Below are 16,943 nucleotides of genomic sequence, written 5' to 3'. Positions count from 1 at the left end.
CTCCTTATCGCCGTCGTACCCAGGCACACCGCCGGGGGTGGCTAGCTGCCATCCACATGACAGGCGGTGTGCAGGGTCCCTCTTCGGGGCCTTTTTTATTTCCCGAACCCAGAACGAACGAAGCCGCTGACAACAGCGCATCCGGAGCAAGACAATGAGCGACAAGAGCCACGATCCGAACCAGATGACCGGCGCCGCGATGATCGTCCGCGCGCTCATCGATCATGGCGTGACCGACATTTTCGGCTATCCCGGCGGCGCGGTGCTTCCGATCTATGACGAGATCTTCCAGCAGAGCGAGGTCCAGCACATCCTGGTTCGCCACGAGCAGGGCGCAGGCCACGCCGCCGAGGGCTACGCGCGCTCGACCGGCAAGCCCGGCGTTGCGCTGGTGACCTCCGGCCCCGGCGCCACCAACATGGTGACGCCGCTGACCGACGCGCTGATGGACTCGATCCCGCTGGTCTGCATCTCCGGCCAGGTCCCGACGCATCTGATCGGCAACGACGCGTTCCAGGAATGCGACACGGTCGGCATCACGCGTCCCTGCACCAAGCACAATTGGCTGGTGCGCGACGTCAACGACCTGGCAAAGGTGCTGCACGAGGCCTTCTACGTTGCGACCACGGGCCGTCCGGGCCCGGTGCTGGTCGACGTGCCCAAGGACGTGCAGTTCGCCACCGGCACCTATCATCCGCCGCGCAAGTCCGACGTGCACCGTTCCTATGCGCCGCGCGTGAAGGGCGATGCGACGCAGATCCGCAAGGCCGTGTCGCTGCTCGCCAACGCCAAGCGCCCGGTGATCTACAGCGGCGGCGGCGTGATCAACTCAGGTCCCGAAGCCACCAAGCTGCTGCGCGAGCTGGTCGAGGTCACCGGCTTCCCGATCACCTCCACGCTGATGGGCCTGGGTGCATACCCCGCGTCGGGCAAGAACTGGCTCGGCATGCTGGGCATGCACGGCACCTACGAGGCCAACATGACGATGCATGATTGCGACGTCATGCTGTGCGTAGGCGCGCGCTTCGACGACCGCATCACCGGCCGCGTCGATGCGTTCTCGCCGAACTCGAAGAAGATCCACATCGACATCGATCCTTCCTCGATCAACAAGAACATCCGCGTCGACGTGCCGATCATCGGCGATTGCGGCAACATCCTCGGCGACATCCTGCAGGTGTTCAAGGCGGAGGCGAAGAAGCCCGACATCAAGGCGTGGTGGCAGCAGATCGCGCAGTGGCGTGCCCGCAACTCGCTCTATTACAAGAAGAGCAACGACGTCATCCTGCCGCAGCATGCGATCCAGAGCCTGTTCGAGGCGACGCGCGGCCGCGACACCTACATCACGACCGAAGTCGGCCAGCACCAGATGTGGGCAGCGCAGTTCTACGGCTTCGAGGAGCCGCACCGCTGGATGACTTCGGGCGGTCTCGGCACCATGGGCTATGGCCTGCCGGCCGCGGTCGGCGTGCAGGTCGCGCATCCGGACAGCCTGGTCATCGACATCGCGGGCGATGCCTCGGTGCAGATGACGATCCAGGAGATGTCGACGGCTGTTCAGTACGAGCTGCCGATCAAGATCTTCATCCTGAACAACCAGTACATGGGCATGGTGCGCCAGTGGCAGCAACTGCTCCACGGCAACCGCCTGTCGCATTCCTATTCGGAAGCACTGCCGGATTTCGTCAAGCTCGCGGAGGCCTATGGCGGCGTCGGCCTGCAGGTGCACAAGCCGTCCGATCTCGACGGCGCCATCCAGGAGATGATCTCGGTCAAGCGTCCGGTGCTGTTCGACTGCCGCGTCGCGGCGCTGGAAAACTGCTTCCCGATGATCCCCTCCGGCAAGGCGCACAACGAGATGCTGTTGCCCGAGCAGGCCAACGACGAGGCGACCGCGAAGGCGTTCGCCGGCGGCAAGGCGCTGGTGTGAGGCCATGTTCGACCTGACGGAGCTCGAGCGCGCACATGCGATCGTGGGGCAGGCGGTGCCGGCAACGCCGGCACGCGGCTGGCCGCTGCTCGCTGAGCGCCTCGGCACTGAGGTCGTGGTCAAGCACGAGAACCACACACCGATCGGTGCCTTCAAGGTGCGCGGTGGGCTGGTCTATCTCGACCGTCTGAAGCGCGAGCGGCCCAGCACGCCGGGCATCATCTCGGCGACGCGCGGCAATCACGGCCAGAGCCTGGCCTTTGCCGCCAGCCGCCACGGCGTGCCCGCGGTGATCTACGTGCCGCGGGGCAATTCGGTCGAGAAGAACCGCGCGATGAAGGCCTTTGGCGCCGAGCTCGTCGAGCACGGCGAAGACTTTCAGGCCGCGCGCGAGGAAGCCGAGCGGCGCGCGCAGTTTGCCGGCCTCCACATGGTGCCGTCGTTTCATCCCGACCTCGTGCTGGGTGTCGCGACCTACGCACTTGAGCTGTTCAAGGCTGCGTCCGATCTCGACATTCTCTACGTGCCGATCGGGCAGGGCTCCGGCATCTGCGGCTGCATCATGGCGCGCGACCTGCTGGGCCTGAAGACCGAGATCGTCGGCGTGCAGTCGACGGAAGCGCCGTCCTACGCGCTCTCGTTTGCGGCCGGCAAGATCGTGACGACCGAGACGGCCAACACGCGCGCGGACGGCATGGCGACGCGCATCCCCGACGAGGATGCGCTCGCCCTGATCCGCAAGGGTGCATCCCGCATCGTGCAGGTTACCGACGACGAGGTCGCCGCCGCGATCCGCGCATACTGGACCGATACGCATAATCTCGCCGAAGGCGCCGGTGCGGCCGCGCTCGCCGCGGCACTGCAGGAAAAAAGCAAGCTGAAGGGCAAGCGCGTCGGTCTCGTGCTGTCCGGCGGCAATATCGATTTCGATCTGTTCCGCCGTTGGGTCGGGACGGACGCGCCAGCGATGGCGTGACGGAAAGACAAGAGGGGACGACAATGAACCAGCCCGCATCCGCCTACTTCATCGAAGAGCGCCACGATCCCAACGAGACGCACACGCTCGCGGTGCTCGTGCAGAACGAGCCGGGCGTGCTCGCGCGCGTCATCGGCCTGTTCTCGGGCCGCGGCTACAACATCGAGAGCCTCACGGTGTCGGAGACCGAGGCGCAGAAGCACCTGTCGCGCATCACCATCGTCACCACGGGCACGCCGATGGTGATCCAGCAGATCAAGCATCAGCTTGATCGCATGATCCCGGTCTATCAGGTCGTCGACATGACCCAGACCAAGCGCTCGATCGAGCGTGAGCTCGCGATGGTGAAGGTGCGCGGGCAGGGCGAGCATCGCGTCGAGGCGCTCAGGCTCGCAGATGCGTTCCGCGCCCGCGTGATCGACGCCACGACCGAGAGCTTTGTGTTCGAGATCACAGGCAATACGGACAAGATCAACCAGTTTATCGACCTGATGCGCCCGCTCGGCCTTGTCGAGGTGTCGCGTACCGGCGTTGCCGCGATCGGCCGCGGTCCCGAAGGGATGTGAACCATGCTGGCGCGCGACTGGTACTATAACGAGCGGAACCGGATGGGCATCGAGCCCGCGGTGGCGTCGATCTACGACAGCCACGACGATGCCGACCTGCGGGCGCGCGCCGCGCTGAAAATGCTCGGAGTACAGCGCGGCTGGCGCATCGCCGATATCGGCTGCGGCAACGGCGTGCTGGCGACCGAAGCCGCGCTGATGGGCGCCGAGGTCGATGCGATCGACATCTCGCCGGCGATGCTGGCGCTTGCGGAGATCTATGCCCGCGACCGCAAGGCGCCGGTGCGCACGCAATCCGCCGGCCTGCTCAGCTTCGCCTACCGGCCCGAGTCGTATGATTTGATCGTCAGCGAGTTCACGCTGCATCATCTGCCGGATTTTTGGAAGGTCGTGGCGATGTCGCGGATCTTTCGCGCGCTGAAGCCGGGCGCGACGTTCTACCTGCGCGACATCGTCTATGCGTCCATGCCTGACGCGGTCGAGCGCGACGTCGAGCAATGGGCCGACTACCAGATCAAGAACCACGATTTTTCGCGCGAAAGCGTCGTCACGCATATGCGTGACGAATATTCCACCTTCGGCTGGGTGATGGAGCGGATGCTGACCGACGTCGGCTTCATCATGGTCTCGGCCGATTATCACGCACCGATGCACGGCACTTACCTGCTGCGCAAACCGAAAGCCGGCGAGCAAGGCTAGACCAGAACAACAAGCAGGGCTGCACGACAAAGCAGAACCGGAAACAACAATGAAGCCGGCCGACATCCTCATCGCCCTCCTGGTGGCGATCATCTGGGGGCTTGCCTTCGTGGCAAGCCGGATCGCGCTCGACGAGTTTTCGCCGGAGCTGATGACCGCGATGCGCTTTTCCATCGCCGCGGTGCCGTGCCTGTTCATCCGCAGGCCCAAGATTGCCTGGTCGCTGCTGATCGCGATCAGCTTCACGCTGTTTCTCGGGCAATTCCTGAGCCAGGCCTACGGCATCGCCCATGGCGTGCCGGTCGGCCTGACCTCGGTCGTCGTGCAGAGCCAGGCGCTGTTCACCATCGGCTTTGCCGCGCTCGCATTCGGCGAGCGGCCGACGCCGGTGCAGACGCTGGGCGTCGTCATCGCCGCGGTAGGCTTGCTGATGATCTGCGGCACCGTCGGCTATGATTTCAGCGTCGGCGCCTTCGCGGTGCTGATGATCGCGCCGGTCAGTTTCGCGGTCGGCAATCTCCTGCTGCGCGGCGCGCGCGGCGTGCCAATGTTCGACCTGTTCGCCTGGCTCTGCCTTGCCACCGCCGTGCCGCTGTTCGCGCTGGCGCTGGTCGTCAACGGGCCGGTGCCGACCTTCCAGTCGCTGATCCACATGTCGCTGACCGGCCTCGTCTGCCTGCTGGCGATCGGTGCGATCTCCACCAGCATCGCCTATTGGCTGTGGGGCCGTTTGCTGCGTGACTATCCCGCAGCGCAGGTGGTGCCGTTCGCGCTGCTGGTGCCGTTCGTCGGGTCGGCGGCCTCCAGCATCGTGTTCGGCGAGCGGTTCGGGCCGCTGCGCCTCGCCGGGATGCTGACCGTGATCGGCGGCATCGCCGTGATGGTGCTGGCGAAGCGCCCGCAGATCCTGCCGAAGACCGCGTGAGGTGATGATGGCCTATTCGCTGTTCTATGCCTTCCTCGCCTTCATGGTGGTGATGTATTTCACGCCCGGGCCGAACAACATCATGCTGTTGTCCTCGGGCCTCACCTACGGCTTCCGCCGCACCATTCCGCACATCGTCGGCATCGTGCTCGGCTTTGCCTTCATGGTCGCCACCGTCGGCCTCGGGCTCGGCACGGTATTTCTGGCCTATCCGATCCTGCAGACGATCCTGAAATATGCCGGCGCCGCCTACCTGATCTATCTCGCCGTCGTGATCGCCATGTCCGGCCCGACCACGCCGGGCGGGGAGGGCGGACGCGGCCCGATGACCTTCTGGGGCGCAGCCATGTTCCAGTGGATCAACGCCAAGGGCTGGGTGATCGTGATCGGCACCATCACCGCCTATGCGGCGATCGCCCAGTTCCCCCTGAACATCGCGATTCAGACCCTGATCAGCCTGCTGGTCGGCACCGTCTCGACCGTGGTCTGGGCTCTGTTCGGCACTGCACTACGGCCGGTGCTGACCTCGGAGCGGCTGGTCCGCGCCTTCAATATCCTGATGGCGCTCCTACTGCTTGCCTCCCTCTACCCCGTTTTCATGGATGCATGATGTCGCGGATTTCCATGCAGAAACGGGTTTCCCTACGGGCTGAAAATGTCCTAGACAGCCCCCGAAATCCGCAAATTTCACCCTTCGGACACTGACTATCGGCCGATTCTGGCCCTGAACGAGGAAACGACTATGCGTGTTTATTACGATCGCGACGCCGACCTGAACCTGATCAAGGGCAAGAAGGTCGCCATCGTCGGCTATGGCAGCCAGGGCCACGCCCATGCGCTCAACCTGAAGGACTCCGGCGTCAAGGAAGTGGCGATTGCGCTCCGCAAGGACTCGGGCTCGGTCAAGAAGGCGGAAGCCGCCGGCTTCAAGGTGATGGAAGTCGCCGAAGCCGCCAAATGGGCCGACCTCGTCATGATGCTGACCCCGGACGAGCTCCAGGGCGACATCTATCGCGAGCACCTGCACGACAACATGAAGAAGGGCGCCGCCCTCGTGTTCGCGCACGGCCTCAACGTCCACTTCAACCTGCTCGATCCGCGCGCCGACCTCGACGTGCTCATGATCGCGCCGAAGGGCCCCGGCCACACCGTGCGCTCCGAGTATCAGCGCGGCGGCGGCGTGCCCTGCCTGATCGCGATCGCCAAGGACGTCTCGGGCAACGCCCATGACCTCGGCCTGTCCTACGCCTCCGCTGTCGGCGGTGGCCGCGCCGGCATCATCGAGACCACCTTCAAGGAAGAGTGCGAGACCGACCTGTTCGGCGAGCAGGTCGTGCTTTGCGGCGGCCTGGTCGAGCTGATCAAGGGCGGCTACGAGACCCTGGTCGAAGCCGGCTACGCGCCGGAGATGGCCTATTTCGAGTGCCTGCACGAAGTGAAGCTGATCGTCGACCTGATCTATGAAGGCGGCATCGCCAACATGAACTACTCGATCTCCAACACCGCCGAGTACGGCGAGTACGTCACGGGTCCCCGCATCGTCACCGCCGAGACCAAGGCCGAGATGAAGCGCGTTCTCGCCGACATCCAGGGCGGCAAGTTCGCCCGTGACTGGATGCTCGAGAACAAGGTCAACCAGACCTCGTTCAAGGCGACCCGTGCCAAGCTCGCTGCGCACCCGATCGAGGAGGTCGGCGCCAAGCTGCGCGACATGATGCCCTGGATCAAGAAGGGCGCGCTGGTCGACAAGTCGAAGAACTGACGGCTGCGCCGTCATTCCGGGGGGCGCGAAGCGCAACCCGGAATCTCGACCGACGACCTCTGGATTCCGGGCTCGCGCTAAGGCGCGCCCCGGAATGACAGGTGAAACACAAGCTTCGGTCGCCAAACCAAATCTTAAACCTTCGCGACTATATTCGAGCGAGATCGCAAACAGCGGTCTCGCTCCTTTCATCTCGCGCGAAGCATTGCTGCTTCATTCAAATTCTTCGCGAGCTGATGTGCCCTCTGAGCACGAAGAACTGACGCTTAAACCACATTCTTGAGCTCGCGTCGTTTTTCAGAGCTTTTTCAGAAGCGGCCGATCGCCAAAAGCCCAGCGTCTTCAGAGTCAAGGATTCGGCTCTTCATCTGCATTTTCAGGGCGCAATCCATCTCGTGTCGTGACGTTCACTTGTCGCTTCATCTTAAGAATCGACACCTGCAACCTCAGCTTGAGCGCTGGGCGGCATTGCGCACCAAGGCCTTCCTCCCCCATGATCGCGGGAATTCAACAGGGGGAAACGACCATGCGATCCGTCGTCGTCACCGGCGCGTCCACCGGCATCGGCTGGGCCATTGCCAAGTTTCTGATCGGGCGCGGCTACCGCGTCTTCGGCAGCGTCCGCAAGCAGTCCGATGCCGACCGGCTCAAGGGTGAGTTCGGCGCGAACTTCACGCCGCTGCTGTTCGACGTCACCGACGAGGCCGCCGTGCTGGCTGCGGCCCGCCAGGTCCGCGAGGCGCTGGGTGGCGAGACGCTGGCCGGCCTCGTCAACAACGCCGGTATCGCCGTGGCCGGCCCTGTGCTCGAATTGTCGGCAGACGACTTTCGCCGCCAGATGGACATCAACGTCATCGGCCCCATCATCGCGACGCAGGCCTTCGGGCCGCTGCTCGGCGCGGACCCGTCGCTGAAGGGGCCGAAAGGGCGGATCGTGATGATCAGCTCGGTTGCGGGCAAGAACGGCAACCCGCTGTCGGCGCCTTACTGCACCTCCAAGCACGCCATCGAGGGATTGTCGGAGAGCCTGCGCCGCGAGCTGATGCTGTTCGATATCGACGTCATCATCGTCGCGCCCGGCGCGGTGAAAACGCCGATCTGGAGCAAGGCCGAGCAGATCGATCTCTCCGTCTACCAGCACTCGCCCTATCTGCCGGCGCTGAACAAGGTCATGGCGTTCATGATGGACCTCGGCGCCAAGGGCCTGCCGGCCGAGCGCATTGCCGAGGTCGTGTTCGAGGCGCTGACCGCGGCAAGCCCCAAGGTGCGGTACCAGATCACACCCGACCCGCTGCGCCATCTGATCGGTGCATTGCTGCCGAAACGGACGGTCGATCGCATCATCGCCAAGCGGCTCGGATTCCTGCCGCAGGCCTGATTGGCGTTCAGCCTGCCGCGATGGTTCGCCCGCGCGGATGGGCGGCCATCGCGATCAGCCGCAGTGCCATCACGGCGAGCAGCGGAATGAGGAAGGCGGCATAGAGCGGCATCGCCGGCACGCGCTTGCCGAACGACACCATGAACTGGAGCCAGAGGTAATAGCCGCCGGCGAGGTGCAGCACGCGCCAGGCACGCGGCCCGATCAGCGCGGCGGTGCGGTCGAACGAGGTCGCGCTCATGGCGATGATGACGGCATAGCCGATGCCGCCGAAGATGTAGGAGGTGGGCGAGGTGGCCTCCGCGAAGCCGGCCGGATCCATGTTGGCGAAGGCGATGATCGCGACCGCGTGGATGGCGTGGGAGGCGGCAAAGCTCAAGCCGAGATAGCGGCGGTTGCGACGTTGCCAGCGCGTCCAGGCATTGGGCCGCAGCCGCGCCAGCGCCGCGGAACTGAAGGCGAGGCAGAACAGCAGCAGCGAGCTTCGGGCCGTGAAGCGGATCACCATCCGCACGCCCTCGACCTCGAATTGCCGCATCGAGGCAATCCACAGGCTGAGCGCGATCAGGCTCAGGGTGAGCGCGGCCAGCAGCCGCCAGCCTTCGAACCAGCCTTGACGTTGCGACACGGCGATCTCCTCCCTTATGTAATCATCGATTACATTTGATGGTGGCGAGATCGTCAATGATGTAATCGCTGCTTACATTCACGTTCGGGTGATGCTAGGACAACGCCATGCCTGCCCGACAGCCGTCCAAGCCGCGCGCCAGCCGCCAAACACCTGAAGCCCGGCCGTACCATCACGGCGACCTCCGCCGGGTGCTGATCGATGCTGCGCTGCAGCTGGCGTCCGAGGGCGCCGAGGTCTCCGTGCGCGAGGCCGCGCGCCGGGCCGCGGTATCGCCGGGGGCGCCGTTCCGGCACTTCCCGAACCGCGATGCCCTGATGGCGGCTGCGGCCGAGGAGGCGCAGCGGCGTTTTCGCTCCGAGATCGAGGTGGCGCTTGGCCAGGCACCGGCCACCGATCCGCTGGGCCGCTTCCGCGCCTTCGGCCTCGCCTATTTGCGCTGGGCGATGCGAAACCCTGCGCATTTTGAGATCATCTCCACGGGGCGTTATTTTGCCCATGGCAGCTCCCCTGAGCTGACCCGGGACAATGCCGAACTGATCGCCCTGACCGAGCAGATGCTGGCTGACGCGGCTGCGCAGGGCCTGCTGCGTTCGGCCGACCTCAAGCGCATCCAGATCGCCGGACGCGCCCTGGTCTATGGCTTTGCCCGGATGAATCTCGACGGCCACTTTCCGCGCTGGGGTGTCGACGAGGGCGAGATCGAGCGGATGGCGGAGGGGGTGATCGACTTGTTCATCGCGGGGATCGCGAAGTCCGCCTGACCCTCATGGTGAGGAGCGCGTAGCGCCGCCTGCGGACGATGCTTCGCATCGCCGCGAAACCGTGCAGGCCCGCCTGCTGATCCGGGCCTCGCCCTTCGAGACGCCTGCTTCGCAGGCTCCTCAGGGTGAGGGGAGAGACTGGCGCATGCGGCACGTCGCCGCCCACCAGGATTAAGCCAAAGTCGCGTCGCGCCGCGCGTTGCCTGTCCTTGACCGTTCCGTTACAGTTTTGTGACATGGTGCAGGCATCCGGCTGCGCCGGACGCCCTAGCCGCCGCCAGGCCGGCCAGACGGCTAGGTTTCATTGCGCCGGACCAGCTGTTGCGTGTCGTCGATGGCGTCCGCGCCCAATCCAGGTCCCTCTGCCACGACCGCCGTGCTGGCGAGCGTCGCCGCGCTCGGAATCTGGCGGCTGCTCGCGGTCGCCGCGCCGCACCTGGCAGCGCTCGCGCTGATGTACGAGACCGAGACCGATTTCGGCTCGCGCCTGTCGTTCGCGCTGGCCTGGGGCATTCTCAACTTCTTCTGGATTACGCTGCTGCGGCGGCCCGCGCTGTCGGGTGCGCTGTCGCTGACCATGGTCGTGGTGCTGGTGCTGCTGTCGCGGCTCAAGCACGACGTCGTGCAGATGACGGTCAACTTCATCGACCTGATGATGATCGACCGCGACACCGTCGCATTCCTGTTCACGATCTTCCCGAATCTGCGCTGGTCGGTGATTCTGGCCGGCCTCGTCACGCTGCCGCTGATGTATGCGCTGTGGTGGCTCGATCCGTTCCGCATCCGCCGCCTGCCGGCGCTGGCCTGCAAGCTGGCCTGTCTTGCTGCGCTCGTCGGCTATTCGCTGTATCATCCCGATGAGGCCTGGCGCGGCTATTACGACGACGGCTATCTCTCGAAATTCTTCCGCTCCGGCGTCACCGCGGTCTCCGACTTCGCGCAATACGGCTTCATGGAATCGGCCGCTTCGACCGACGAGCGGCTCAACATGCCGTTGGTCGATGCCTGTCATCCCGCCGGCCGCCGGCCGAACATCATCATGATCCATGATGAATCGAGTTTCGACATCCGCGCCGCGCAGGGCATCAAGTTGCCCCAGGGCTATGGCAATCACTTCAAGTCCTGGGACGGCAAGCAGCGCACCTTCCTCGCCGAGAGCAATGGCGGGCCGAGCTGGTTCACCGAATACAACGTGCTCGCCGGGCTTTCGTCGCGCTCGTTCGGCCGCTTCGCCTATTTCGTGACGCGCATCGCCTCGAACCGCGTCGAGCGCGGCCTGCCGCTGGCGCTGCGCCGCTGCGGCTACGATACGATGTCGCTCTATCCCGCCTATGGTGGCTTCATGGGCGCGCGCAGCTTCCAGATCACGACCGGCGTCGAACGCTTCCTCGATTCCAAGGATCTCGGCGCCAAGGATGTCGAGCCGGACTCTTTCTTCTACGACAAGGCGCTGCAGCTGATGGGCCAGCAGCCGCCGAACAAGCCGCTGTTCACCTTCATCTATCTCGGCGCCAATCATTTCCCCTGGGAGACGCGCTTCCGCCCCGATTTGATGCCGACCTGGCGCGCGCCGGGCAATGCGGCGTCGATCGACGAATATCTGCGTCGCCAGGCGATGAGCGCCGAGCAGTACAAGGCGTTCCTTGCGGGCCTGAAGAAGAGTTTCCCCGGCGAGCCCTTCCTGATCGTCCGCTATGGCGATCATCAGCCGGAATTCGCGCCGAACCTGCTCGAGCCGGGGCTCGACGAGGGCGCGATCGGCAAGAAGCTCGACGCCTACGACCCGCGCCTCTACGCGACCTATTACGCAATCGACGCCGTCAATTTCGAGCCGGTGAAAAGCGAGGCCGTGATGGACACGGTCGACGGCCCGTATCTGCCGCTGGTGATCCAGGAGGCCGCCGGTATCCCGCTCGACCCGTCCTTCGCCGAGCAGAAGCAGATCATGCTCCGCTGCAAGGGCATCTTCTACGGCTGCAAGGACGGCGCCGAGGCGCGGCGGCTGAACCGGTTGCTGATCAATGCCGGGATGATCCGCGGGCTGTAGTTTCCATCGCGGCCATTCATTCGCCACCGCATCCGTCGATATTTAGGCCCGGCGTCCTCGTCCGAACGAGGGACGCGATGAAGGATAATGCCGGGTAATGGGGCGCTCGACCAACCGCGAACCTTAAGGAGACGTCATTGCCAATTTCAGTGAAACAGATGCTGGAGGCCGCCAACGCGGCCGTGCCGAAGATCACGCCGGCCCAGGCCAAGGAGATGATCGGGAAGGGTGCGCTCGTGCTCGACGTGCGCGATGCACCGGAAATCGAGAAGAGCGGCAAGATCCCGGGTGCACTGAACATCTCCCGCGGCATGCTGGAGTTTCGGGCCGACCCGGACTCGCCCTATCACGACAAGGCCCTCGCCAGGGACAAGACAGTGATCCTCTATTGCGCCTCCGGCGGCCGCTCCGCGCTCGCCGGCAAGCTGCTTCAGGACATGGGCTATGGCCATGTCTACAACGTCGGCGGCTTCAAGGACTGGGTCGATGCCGGAGAGGCGACCGAGAAGGCCTAGCAAAAAGGGGCGGCGGCGCTGGGAGGCAAGCCTAGCGCCGGCCCACCTTCTCCCACAGCCACTTCGCCACCACCTCGGGTGACGAATTCGCGTCATTGCCGCTGGCGCGGAGGTTGGCCTCGCGCATCGTGGCGATGTCGATCTTGCCGAGCAGCGGCTTCAGCGCCGCCTGCAATTTTTCGTCACCAGCGCGCTTCGGTGCCAGCAGCAGGATGGCGTCATAGGGCGGAATTGCGTGTTTGGGGTCGTCGAGCGCCGTGAGGTCGTATTTCGCGATCAGGCCGTCGCTGGTGTAGCCGGCGATGACGTCGACCTCGCCGCTGGCGACCGCGGCATACATGAAGTCCGGCTGCATCTGGCGCTGGGCGCGGAACTGAAGGCCATAGGCCTTTTGCAGTGCCGCCCATTCCGGGCGTGAAAAGAACTCGTAATCGCCGGCAATCGACAGTGTCGGCGCATGCGCGGCGAGATCGGCGATGCTGCGGATGCCGAGCGCCTCGGCGCGCTTCTTCGGGATCACCAGCGCATAGGCGTTCTCGAACCCGAGCTCGCCGAGCAGGGTGATGTTGTCCCTGGCAAGCGCGGTCTTCAAATCGGCGAGCAACTCGGCACGCGGCTTGATGTCGGTCCGGTGCAACTGGTTGGCCCAGAGCGTACCGGAATAGTCGACGTAGAGATCGATGTCGCCCGCCTTCAGCGCCTCGAAGATCACGCTGGAGCCGAGGCCCGATCGCGCGGTGGCGGCAAGACCTGCCGCCTGGAGGCGATCCCTGAGCAGGGATGACAGCACATATTGCTCGGCAAAGGTCTTGGCGCCGACGACATAGCTCTGCGACGAGCGGCTCATCGTCGGCACCAGCGTGGCGGCGACCAGCGCCGCGATCCCGATGCCGCCGAGCGCGGTGCGCAGACGGCTGCGCCGGCGCAGGCCGCTCTCGATCAGGCCCAGCAGCTGATCGACGGCGAGCGCGAGCAGGGCCGAGGCAAGGCAGCCGAACAGCACGAACACCCAGTTCTGGGTCTGCAATCCCGCAAAGATGTAATTGCCGAGGCTGGTCTGGCCGATCGGGGTCGACAGTGTCGCGGTGCCGATCACCCAGACCGCGGCGGTGCGGATCCCCGCCATCATCACCGGGAGCGCCAGCGGCAGCTCGACCATCGTCAGCGACTGACGCGGCGTCATGCCGACCCCCTTCGCCGCCTCGATCAGCGCGGGATCGATGCCGTTGAGGCCGGTGATGCCGTTGCGCAGCACCGGCAGCATCGAATAGAGCGCGAGCGCCAGCATCGCCGGCAGGAAGCCGAACGCGGAGAACGAGACGCCGAACCAGGCGAGCGTGACCGAGGCGGCGGCGAGCAGCAGCGGATAGAACAGCGCGAGCAGCGCCAGCCCGGGCACGGTCTGGACGATGCTGGCAAGCGCGAGCAGGACGGCGCGCGGCGCCGGCCGGTTGCGCGTCAGGATCGCGAGCGGCAGGCTGATCGCGAGGCCAAGCGCGAGCGCGGCGAGGCTCACCCGCACATGATTGCCGAGATAGTCGGGCAGATGCGCCAGCGCCTCGCCCCAGCGCGGATCACTCAGGAAGCTCATGCCGCACCGCTCTGAGGCAGCAGCGTGTTCAGCCGCTCGACCTGGCGCCGTGGCGTGCGCAGCAGCTCCAGCACATAGGCATCGCTGCTCTTCGAGAGCTCTGCGGGCGTGCCCCGCGCCAGCAGCTTGCCGCCGCGCATCACCGCGATGCGGTCGGCGAGCAAAATCGCCTCCGTCATGTCGTGCGTGATCATCACGGTGGTCAGGCCGAGGCTCCGATGCAGCGACCGATATTCGTCGCCCAGTGCATCGCGGGTGAGGGGATCGAGCGCGCCGAACGGCTCGTCCATCAGGACGATGCGGGGCTTTGCCGCAAGCGCCCGCGCCACGCCGACACGCTGGCGCTGGCCGCCGGAGAGTGCCTCGGGCAGCCGGTCGCGATGCGCGGCCCGGTCGAGCTGCACCAGCTCGATCAGCTCGTCGACGCGCGCGGCGATCTCGGCTGCGGGCGTGCCCAGCAGTTTTGGCGTGATCCCGATATTGTCGGCGACGCTCAGATGCGGGAACAGTCCGCCGCTCTGGAAGACGTAGCCGATCCGCCGCCGTAGTGCGACCGAATCGATGTTCTGCACATCCTTGCCTTCCACCGTGATGGTGCCGCGATCCGCCTCGATCAGCCGGTTGGCGAGTCGCAGCAGCGTCGTCTTGCCTGAGCCCGAGCCGCCGACGATGGCCACGAACTCGCCCTCGGCGACGTCGAGCGACACGTCGTCGACGGCCCTAAGCGAGCCGAAGCTTTTGGTGACGTGGGCATAGCCAATCATCGGCCTGGACGGCATCGGGCGGGGGCTCGCTTCGCTGCCCCGCCCATGGAGGGAGGGGATGACAAGGCCCATGCGTAGCACGCTTGGCCGGTTGATTGAACTTGGCCGCGCGAGCGGCTAAGGCATCGGGCGAGGTTCGGAGGGAACACATGACAACGCCCACGGCAGTGGCGCTGGAAGATGCCAAGGTTGCGTTCCGGCTCGGGGACGGGCGGGTCTATACGGCGGTGGAGAAGGCCCATCTTTCGGTCGCGCAGGGCGAGTTCGTCGCCATCGTCGGCCCCACGGGGTGCGGGAAATCGACGCTGCTCAACGTCGCCGCAGGCCTGCTCAAGCCGGCCGCCGGCAGCGTCAAGATATTCGACCGGCCGCTCGCGGGGTTGAACCGGGATGCCGGCTATCTGTTCCAGGCCGATGCGCTGTTCCCCTGGAAGACGGCGCTCGACAATGTCGCCATCGGGCTCGAGATCAAGGGTACGCCGCGCGCCGAGGCGTTGCCGCAGGCGCAGAAATGGCTGACGTCGGTCGGCCTCGGCGCCTTCGCCGCCCGCTATCCGCACATGCTCTCCGGCGGCCAGCGCAAGCGCGTGGCGCTGGCACAGGTGCTGATCCGCGATCCGAAGATTCTCTTGATGGATGAGCCGTTCGGGCCGCTCGATGCGCAGACGCGCCAGGTGATGGGCAATCTGCTGCTCGACCTCTGGAACGCCGACCGCAAGGCCGTGCTGTTCGTCACCCATGATCTCGAAGAGGCGATCGCGCTCGCCGACCGCGTCGTGATCATGTCGGCGGGACCGTCCTCGCGCATCATCGGCGACTGGCGCGTCACGCTGCCCCGTCCGCGCGACATTTTCGAAGTGCGGCTCGACAAGGAATTTCACGCACTCCACCGCGAGATCTGGAGCGTGCTCAAGGACGAGGTGATGAAGGGCTACGCGCAATCCACCCAGCCGGCGGAGGCGGTCTGATGTCGCGCGTTACGCTGTTTGCGCTGCAAGTCCTGGTCGCCGTCGTCTGCCTCGCGATGTGGCAAGTCTTTTCGAGCGTGCCGGTATTCGGAAAAATCCTGCTGCCGCCGTTCTTCTTCTCCAATCCGGTCGACGTCTTCGCCCAGATCGTCAAATGGTTCTCGTCCGGCGTGATCTGGAAGCATCTCGGCATCACGCTGGCGGAATCGATCCTCGCCTTCGTGATCGGCTCGCTCGGTGGCGTGCTGATCGGCTTCTGGTTCGCGCGCCAGCCGCTCGTTGCCGCGGTGTTCGATCCCTACGTGAAGATGGTCAACGCGCTGCCACGCGTCGTGCTGGCGCCGATCTTCGCGCTGTGGCTCGGCCTCGGCATCTGGTCCAAGGTCGCGCTCGGCGTCACGCTGGTGTTCTTCATCGTGTTCTTCAACGTCTATCAAGGCGTGAAAGAAGTCAGCCGCACTGTGCTCGACAACGGCCGCATGCTCGGCATGAGCGAGCGGCAATTGATGCAGCACGTCTATTGGCCATCGGCGCTGTCCTGGATGTTCTCCTCGCTGCACACCTCGGTCGGCTTCGCCGTGGTCGGCGCGGTCGTCGGCGAATATCTGGGCTCGGCGGCGGGGCTCGGCTATCTCATCCAGCAGGCCGAGGGCGTGTTCGACGTCGCGGGCGTGTTCGCCGGTATGTTCGTTCTGTCGGCCTTCGTGATCCTGATCGATTTCGGCGTCACGCTGGTCGAGCGCCGCCTGCTGGTGTGGCGGCCGACCGCCTCGGAAGGGCGCGGCTGATCCGCCTCGTTTGTGCGCTGACATTTATGTGATTGGCCGGCCGGAATAGAACGCGCGCCCGCGCGTCAAACCCCCATGCAACCACCCGCATGGGAGTTTTCGATGCCCTCCTCACAGTTTCGCAGCGCCTTGGCAACGCTTGCAGGCAGATGTCGATGGCCCCGGCCCGGCCTCGGCACGGCTTTCCTTGCCGCGCGCCTCCTGATCGCATTCGCGGTGCCTCCGCTCGCGTTCGCGCATGAATCCCATCCGGCCGCCGCGCCGGCTGCGGTGAATGCGGAGGAGCGTGCGTTCCTGGAAGAAAACGAAGCCGCGATGACGAAGATGATGAACGATATGGCGGTCAAGCCGACCGGTGATGTCGATCGTGACTTCGTTGCGATGATGAACCCGCATCATCAGGGCGCGATCGACATGGCGGTGATCGAATTGCGCTACGGCAAGAACGAGCAGCTGCGGCGCATCGCCCAGGAAATCATCGTCGACCAGATGCAGGAGATCGCGGCCATGAAGCTCGCCATCGGCGAGCCGGCCGCGGACACCACGCCTGCTCCGACCCAGTCGCCATCCGTTCCCGTCGCAACCGGCCATCATCATCCGGGCATGCAGATGGACATGTCCAATGGAATGAAGAAGTAGGAG

The 16,943-nt window shown here is 65.1% G+C and carries 17 protein-coding genes; 14 read left to right on the top strand and 3 right to left on the bottom strand.

Annotated elements, in window-relative coordinates; all coding sequences use genetic code 11:
• The first annotated feature begins 154 nt into the window (after window positions 1-154).
• The 8 genes from VGR99_RS37210 (at window position 155) to VGR99_RS37175 (ending at window position 8,236) form a co-directional block, all read left to right on the top strand.
• Window positions 155-1,930, top strand: a complete 1,776-nt coding sequence (locus VGR99_RS37210) for an acetolactate synthase 3 large subunit (RefSeq protein ID WP_326904916.1) — start codon at window positions 155-157, stop codon at window positions 1,928-1,930.
• Between the two features lie 4 nt (window positions 1,931-1,934).
• On the top strand, window positions 1,935-2,906 hold the full coding sequence (locus VGR99_RS37205) for a threonine dehydratase (protein WP_326904915.1): 972 nt from the start codon (window positions 1,935-1,937) through the stop codon (window positions 2,904-2,906).
• Between the two features lie 23 nt (window positions 2,907-2,929).
• Complete coding sequence (ilvN, locus tag VGR99_RS37200; RefSeq protein ID WP_234679905.1) at window positions 2,930-3,472, top strand: acetolactate synthase small subunit; 543 nt, start codon at window positions 2,930-2,932, stop codon at window positions 3,470-3,472.
• Window positions 3,473-3,475: 3 nt separating this feature from the next.
• Window positions 3,476-4,171, top strand: coding sequence for a class I SAM-dependent methyltransferase (locus VGR99_RS37195; RefSeq protein WP_326904914.1), 696 nt, complete (start codon window positions 3,476-3,478; stop codon window positions 4,169-4,171).
• Between the two features lie 49 nt (window positions 4,172-4,220).
• Window positions 4,221-5,096, top strand: a complete 876-nt coding sequence (locus VGR99_RS37190; RefSeq protein WP_326904913.1) for an EamA family transporter — start codon at window positions 4,221-4,223, stop codon at window positions 5,094-5,096.
• Window positions 5,097-5,103: 7 nt separating this feature from the next.
• A complete protein-coding gene (locus VGR99_RS37185) occupies window positions 5,104-5,706 on the top strand; it encodes a LysE family translocator (RefSeq protein ID WP_326904964.1) in 603 nt (200 codons plus the stop codon).
• 132 nt (window positions 5,707-5,838) lie between these two features.
• Window positions 5,839-6,858 (top strand): ketol-acid reductoisomerase, encoded by a 1,020-nt coding sequence (gene ilvC / locus VGR99_RS37180; protein WP_014493068.1) that lies wholly within the window; start codon window positions 5,839-5,841, stop codon window positions 6,856-6,858.
• A 526-nt stretch (window positions 6,859-7,384) separates the two neighbouring features.
• Window positions 7,385-8,236, top strand: coding sequence for an SDR family oxidoreductase (locus VGR99_RS37175; RefSeq protein WP_326904912.1), 852 nt, complete (start codon window positions 7,385-7,387; stop codon window positions 8,234-8,236).
• Between the two features lie 7 nt (window positions 8,237-8,243).
• Here VGR99_RS37175 and VGR99_RS37170 read toward each other — a convergent pair whose 3' ends face one another.
• Window positions 8,244-8,864 carry a hypothetical protein gene (locus VGR99_RS37170; protein ID WP_326904911.1) on the bottom strand — a complete coding sequence of 207 codons (621 nt, stop codon included), beginning with the start codon at window positions 8,862-8,864 and terminating at the stop codon, window positions 8,244-8,246.
• 191 nt (window positions 8,865-9,055) lie between these two features.
• Here VGR99_RS37170 and VGR99_RS37165 point away from each other — a divergent pair, with 191 nt between their 5' ends.
• From VGR99_RS37165 to VGR99_RS37155, 3 genes are all read left to right on the top strand, one after another.
• Window positions 9,056-9,628: a TetR/AcrR family transcriptional regulator gene (locus VGR99_RS37165; protein WP_326904910.1), complete on the top strand. Its 573-nt coding sequence runs from the start codon at window positions 9,056-9,058 to the stop codon at window positions 9,626-9,628.
• A 334-nt stretch (window positions 9,629-9,962) separates the two neighbouring features.
• Window positions 9,963-11,675 (top strand): sulfatase-like hydrolase/transferase, encoded by a 1,713-nt coding sequence (locus VGR99_RS37160; RefSeq protein WP_326904909.1) that lies wholly within the window; start codon window positions 9,963-9,965, stop codon window positions 11,673-11,675.
• 137 nt (window positions 11,676-11,812) lie between these two features.
• Window positions 11,813-12,190, top strand: a complete 378-nt coding sequence (locus VGR99_RS37155) for a rhodanese-like domain-containing protein (protein ID WP_326904908.1) — start codon at window positions 11,813-11,815, stop codon at window positions 12,188-12,190.
• A 31-nt stretch (window positions 12,191-12,221) separates the two neighbouring features.
• On the opposite strand, the gene VGR99_RS37150 is transcribed toward VGR99_RS37155, so the two are convergent.
• Together VGR99_RS37150 and VGR99_RS37145 are read right to left on the bottom strand one after the other, a co-directional pair.
• Window positions 12,222-13,781, bottom strand: coding sequence for a glycine betaine ABC transporter substrate-binding protein (locus VGR99_RS37150; protein ID WP_326904907.1), 1,560 nt, complete (start codon window positions 13,779-13,781; stop codon window positions 12,222-12,224).
• Entirely contained in the window at window positions 13,778-14,560 is a 783-nt protein-coding gene (locus tag VGR99_RS37145; RefSeq protein ID WP_326904906.1) for an ABC transporter ATP-binding protein, read from the bottom strand. The genes VGR99_RS37150 and VGR99_RS37145 overlap by 4 nt, the downstream gene beginning before the upstream one ends.
• A 134-nt stretch (window positions 14,561-14,694) precedes the next feature.
• Here VGR99_RS37145 and VGR99_RS37140 point away from each other — a divergent pair, with 134 nt between their 5' ends.
• The 3 genes from VGR99_RS37140 to VGR99_RS37130 all read left to right on the top strand — a co-directional run bounded on the left by VGR99_RS37140 (window position 14,695) and on the right by VGR99_RS37130 (window position 16,940).
• The gene (locus VGR99_RS37140; protein WP_326904905.1) at window positions 14,695-15,513 is read left to right on the top strand and encodes an ABC transporter ATP-binding protein; all 819 of its coding nucleotides are present in this window, start codon (window positions 14,695-14,697) and stop codon (window positions 15,511-15,513) included.
• Entirely contained in the window at window positions 15,513-16,301 is a 789-nt protein-coding gene (locus tag VGR99_RS37135) for an ABC transporter permease (protein ID WP_326904904.1), read from the top strand. Before VGR99_RS37140 ends, VGR99_RS37135 begins: the two co-directional genes overlap by 1 nt.
• A gap of 102 nt (window positions 16,302-16,403) precedes the next feature.
• Entirely contained in the window at window positions 16,404-16,940 is a 537-nt protein-coding gene (locus VGR99_RS37130) for a DUF305 domain-containing protein (protein ID WP_326904903.1), read from the top strand.
• Window positions 16,941-16,943: the final 3 nt, after the last annotated feature.

The organism is Bradyrhizobium sp., assembly GCF_035935975.1.
Classification (GTDB): Bacteria; Pseudomonadota; Alphaproteobacteria; order Rhizobiales; family Xanthobacteraceae; genus Bradyrhizobium.
This window is presented reverse-complemented; position numbering and strand designations above follow the sequence as displayed.

Coding starts and splice junctions, on each gene's coding strand:
- VGR99_RS37210 (WP_326904916.1), top strand. CDS start 155: ATGAGCGACAAGAGCCACGATCCGAACCAGATGACCGGCGCCGCGATG.
- VGR99_RS37205 (WP_326904915.1), top strand. CDS start 1,935: ATGTTCGACCTGACGGAGCTCGAGCGCGCACATGCGATCGTGGGGCAG.
- ilvN (WP_234679905.1), top strand. CDS start 2,930: ATGAACCAGCCCGCATCCGCCTACTTCATCGAAGAGCGCCACGATCCC.
- VGR99_RS37195 (WP_326904914.1), top strand. CDS start 3,476: ATGCTGGCGCGCGACTGGTACTATAACGAGCGGAACCGGATGGGCATC.
- VGR99_RS37190 (WP_326904913.1), top strand. CDS start 4,221: ATGAAGCCGGCCGACATCCTCATCGCCCTCCTGGTGGCGATCATCTGG.
- VGR99_RS37185 (WP_326904964.1), top strand. CDS start 5,104: ATGGCCTATTCGCTGTTCTATGCCTTCCTCGCCTTCATGGTGGTGATG.
- ilvC (WP_014493068.1), top strand. CDS start 5,839: ATGCGTGTTTATTACGATCGCGACGCCGACCTGAACCTGATCAAGGGC.
- VGR99_RS37175 (WP_326904912.1), top strand. CDS start 7,385: ATGCGATCCGTCGTCGTCACCGGCGCGTCCACCGGCATCGGCTGGGCC.
- VGR99_RS37160 (WP_326904909.1), top strand. CDS start 9,963: ATGGCGTCCGCGCCCAATCCAGGTCCCTCTGCCACGACCGCCGTGCTG.
- VGR99_RS37150 (WP_326904907.1), bottom strand. CDS start 13,781: ATGAGCTTCCTGAGTGATCCGCGCTGGGGCGAGGCGCTGGCGCATCTG.
- VGR99_RS37145 (WP_326904906.1), bottom strand. CDS start 14,560: ATGCCGTCCAGGCCGATGATTGGCTATGCCCACGTCACCAAAAGCTTC.
- VGR99_RS37140 (WP_326904905.1), top strand. CDS start 14,695: ATGACAACGCCCACGGCAGTGGCGCTGGAAGATGCCAAGGTTGCGTTC.
- VGR99_RS37135 (WP_326904904.1), top strand. CDS start 15,513: ATGTCGCGCGTTACGCTGTTTGCGCTGCAAGTCCTGGTCGCCGTCGTC.
- VGR99_RS37130 (WP_326904903.1), top strand. CDS start 16,404: ATGCCCTCCTCACAGTTTCGCAGCGCCTTGGCAACGCTTGCAGGCAGA.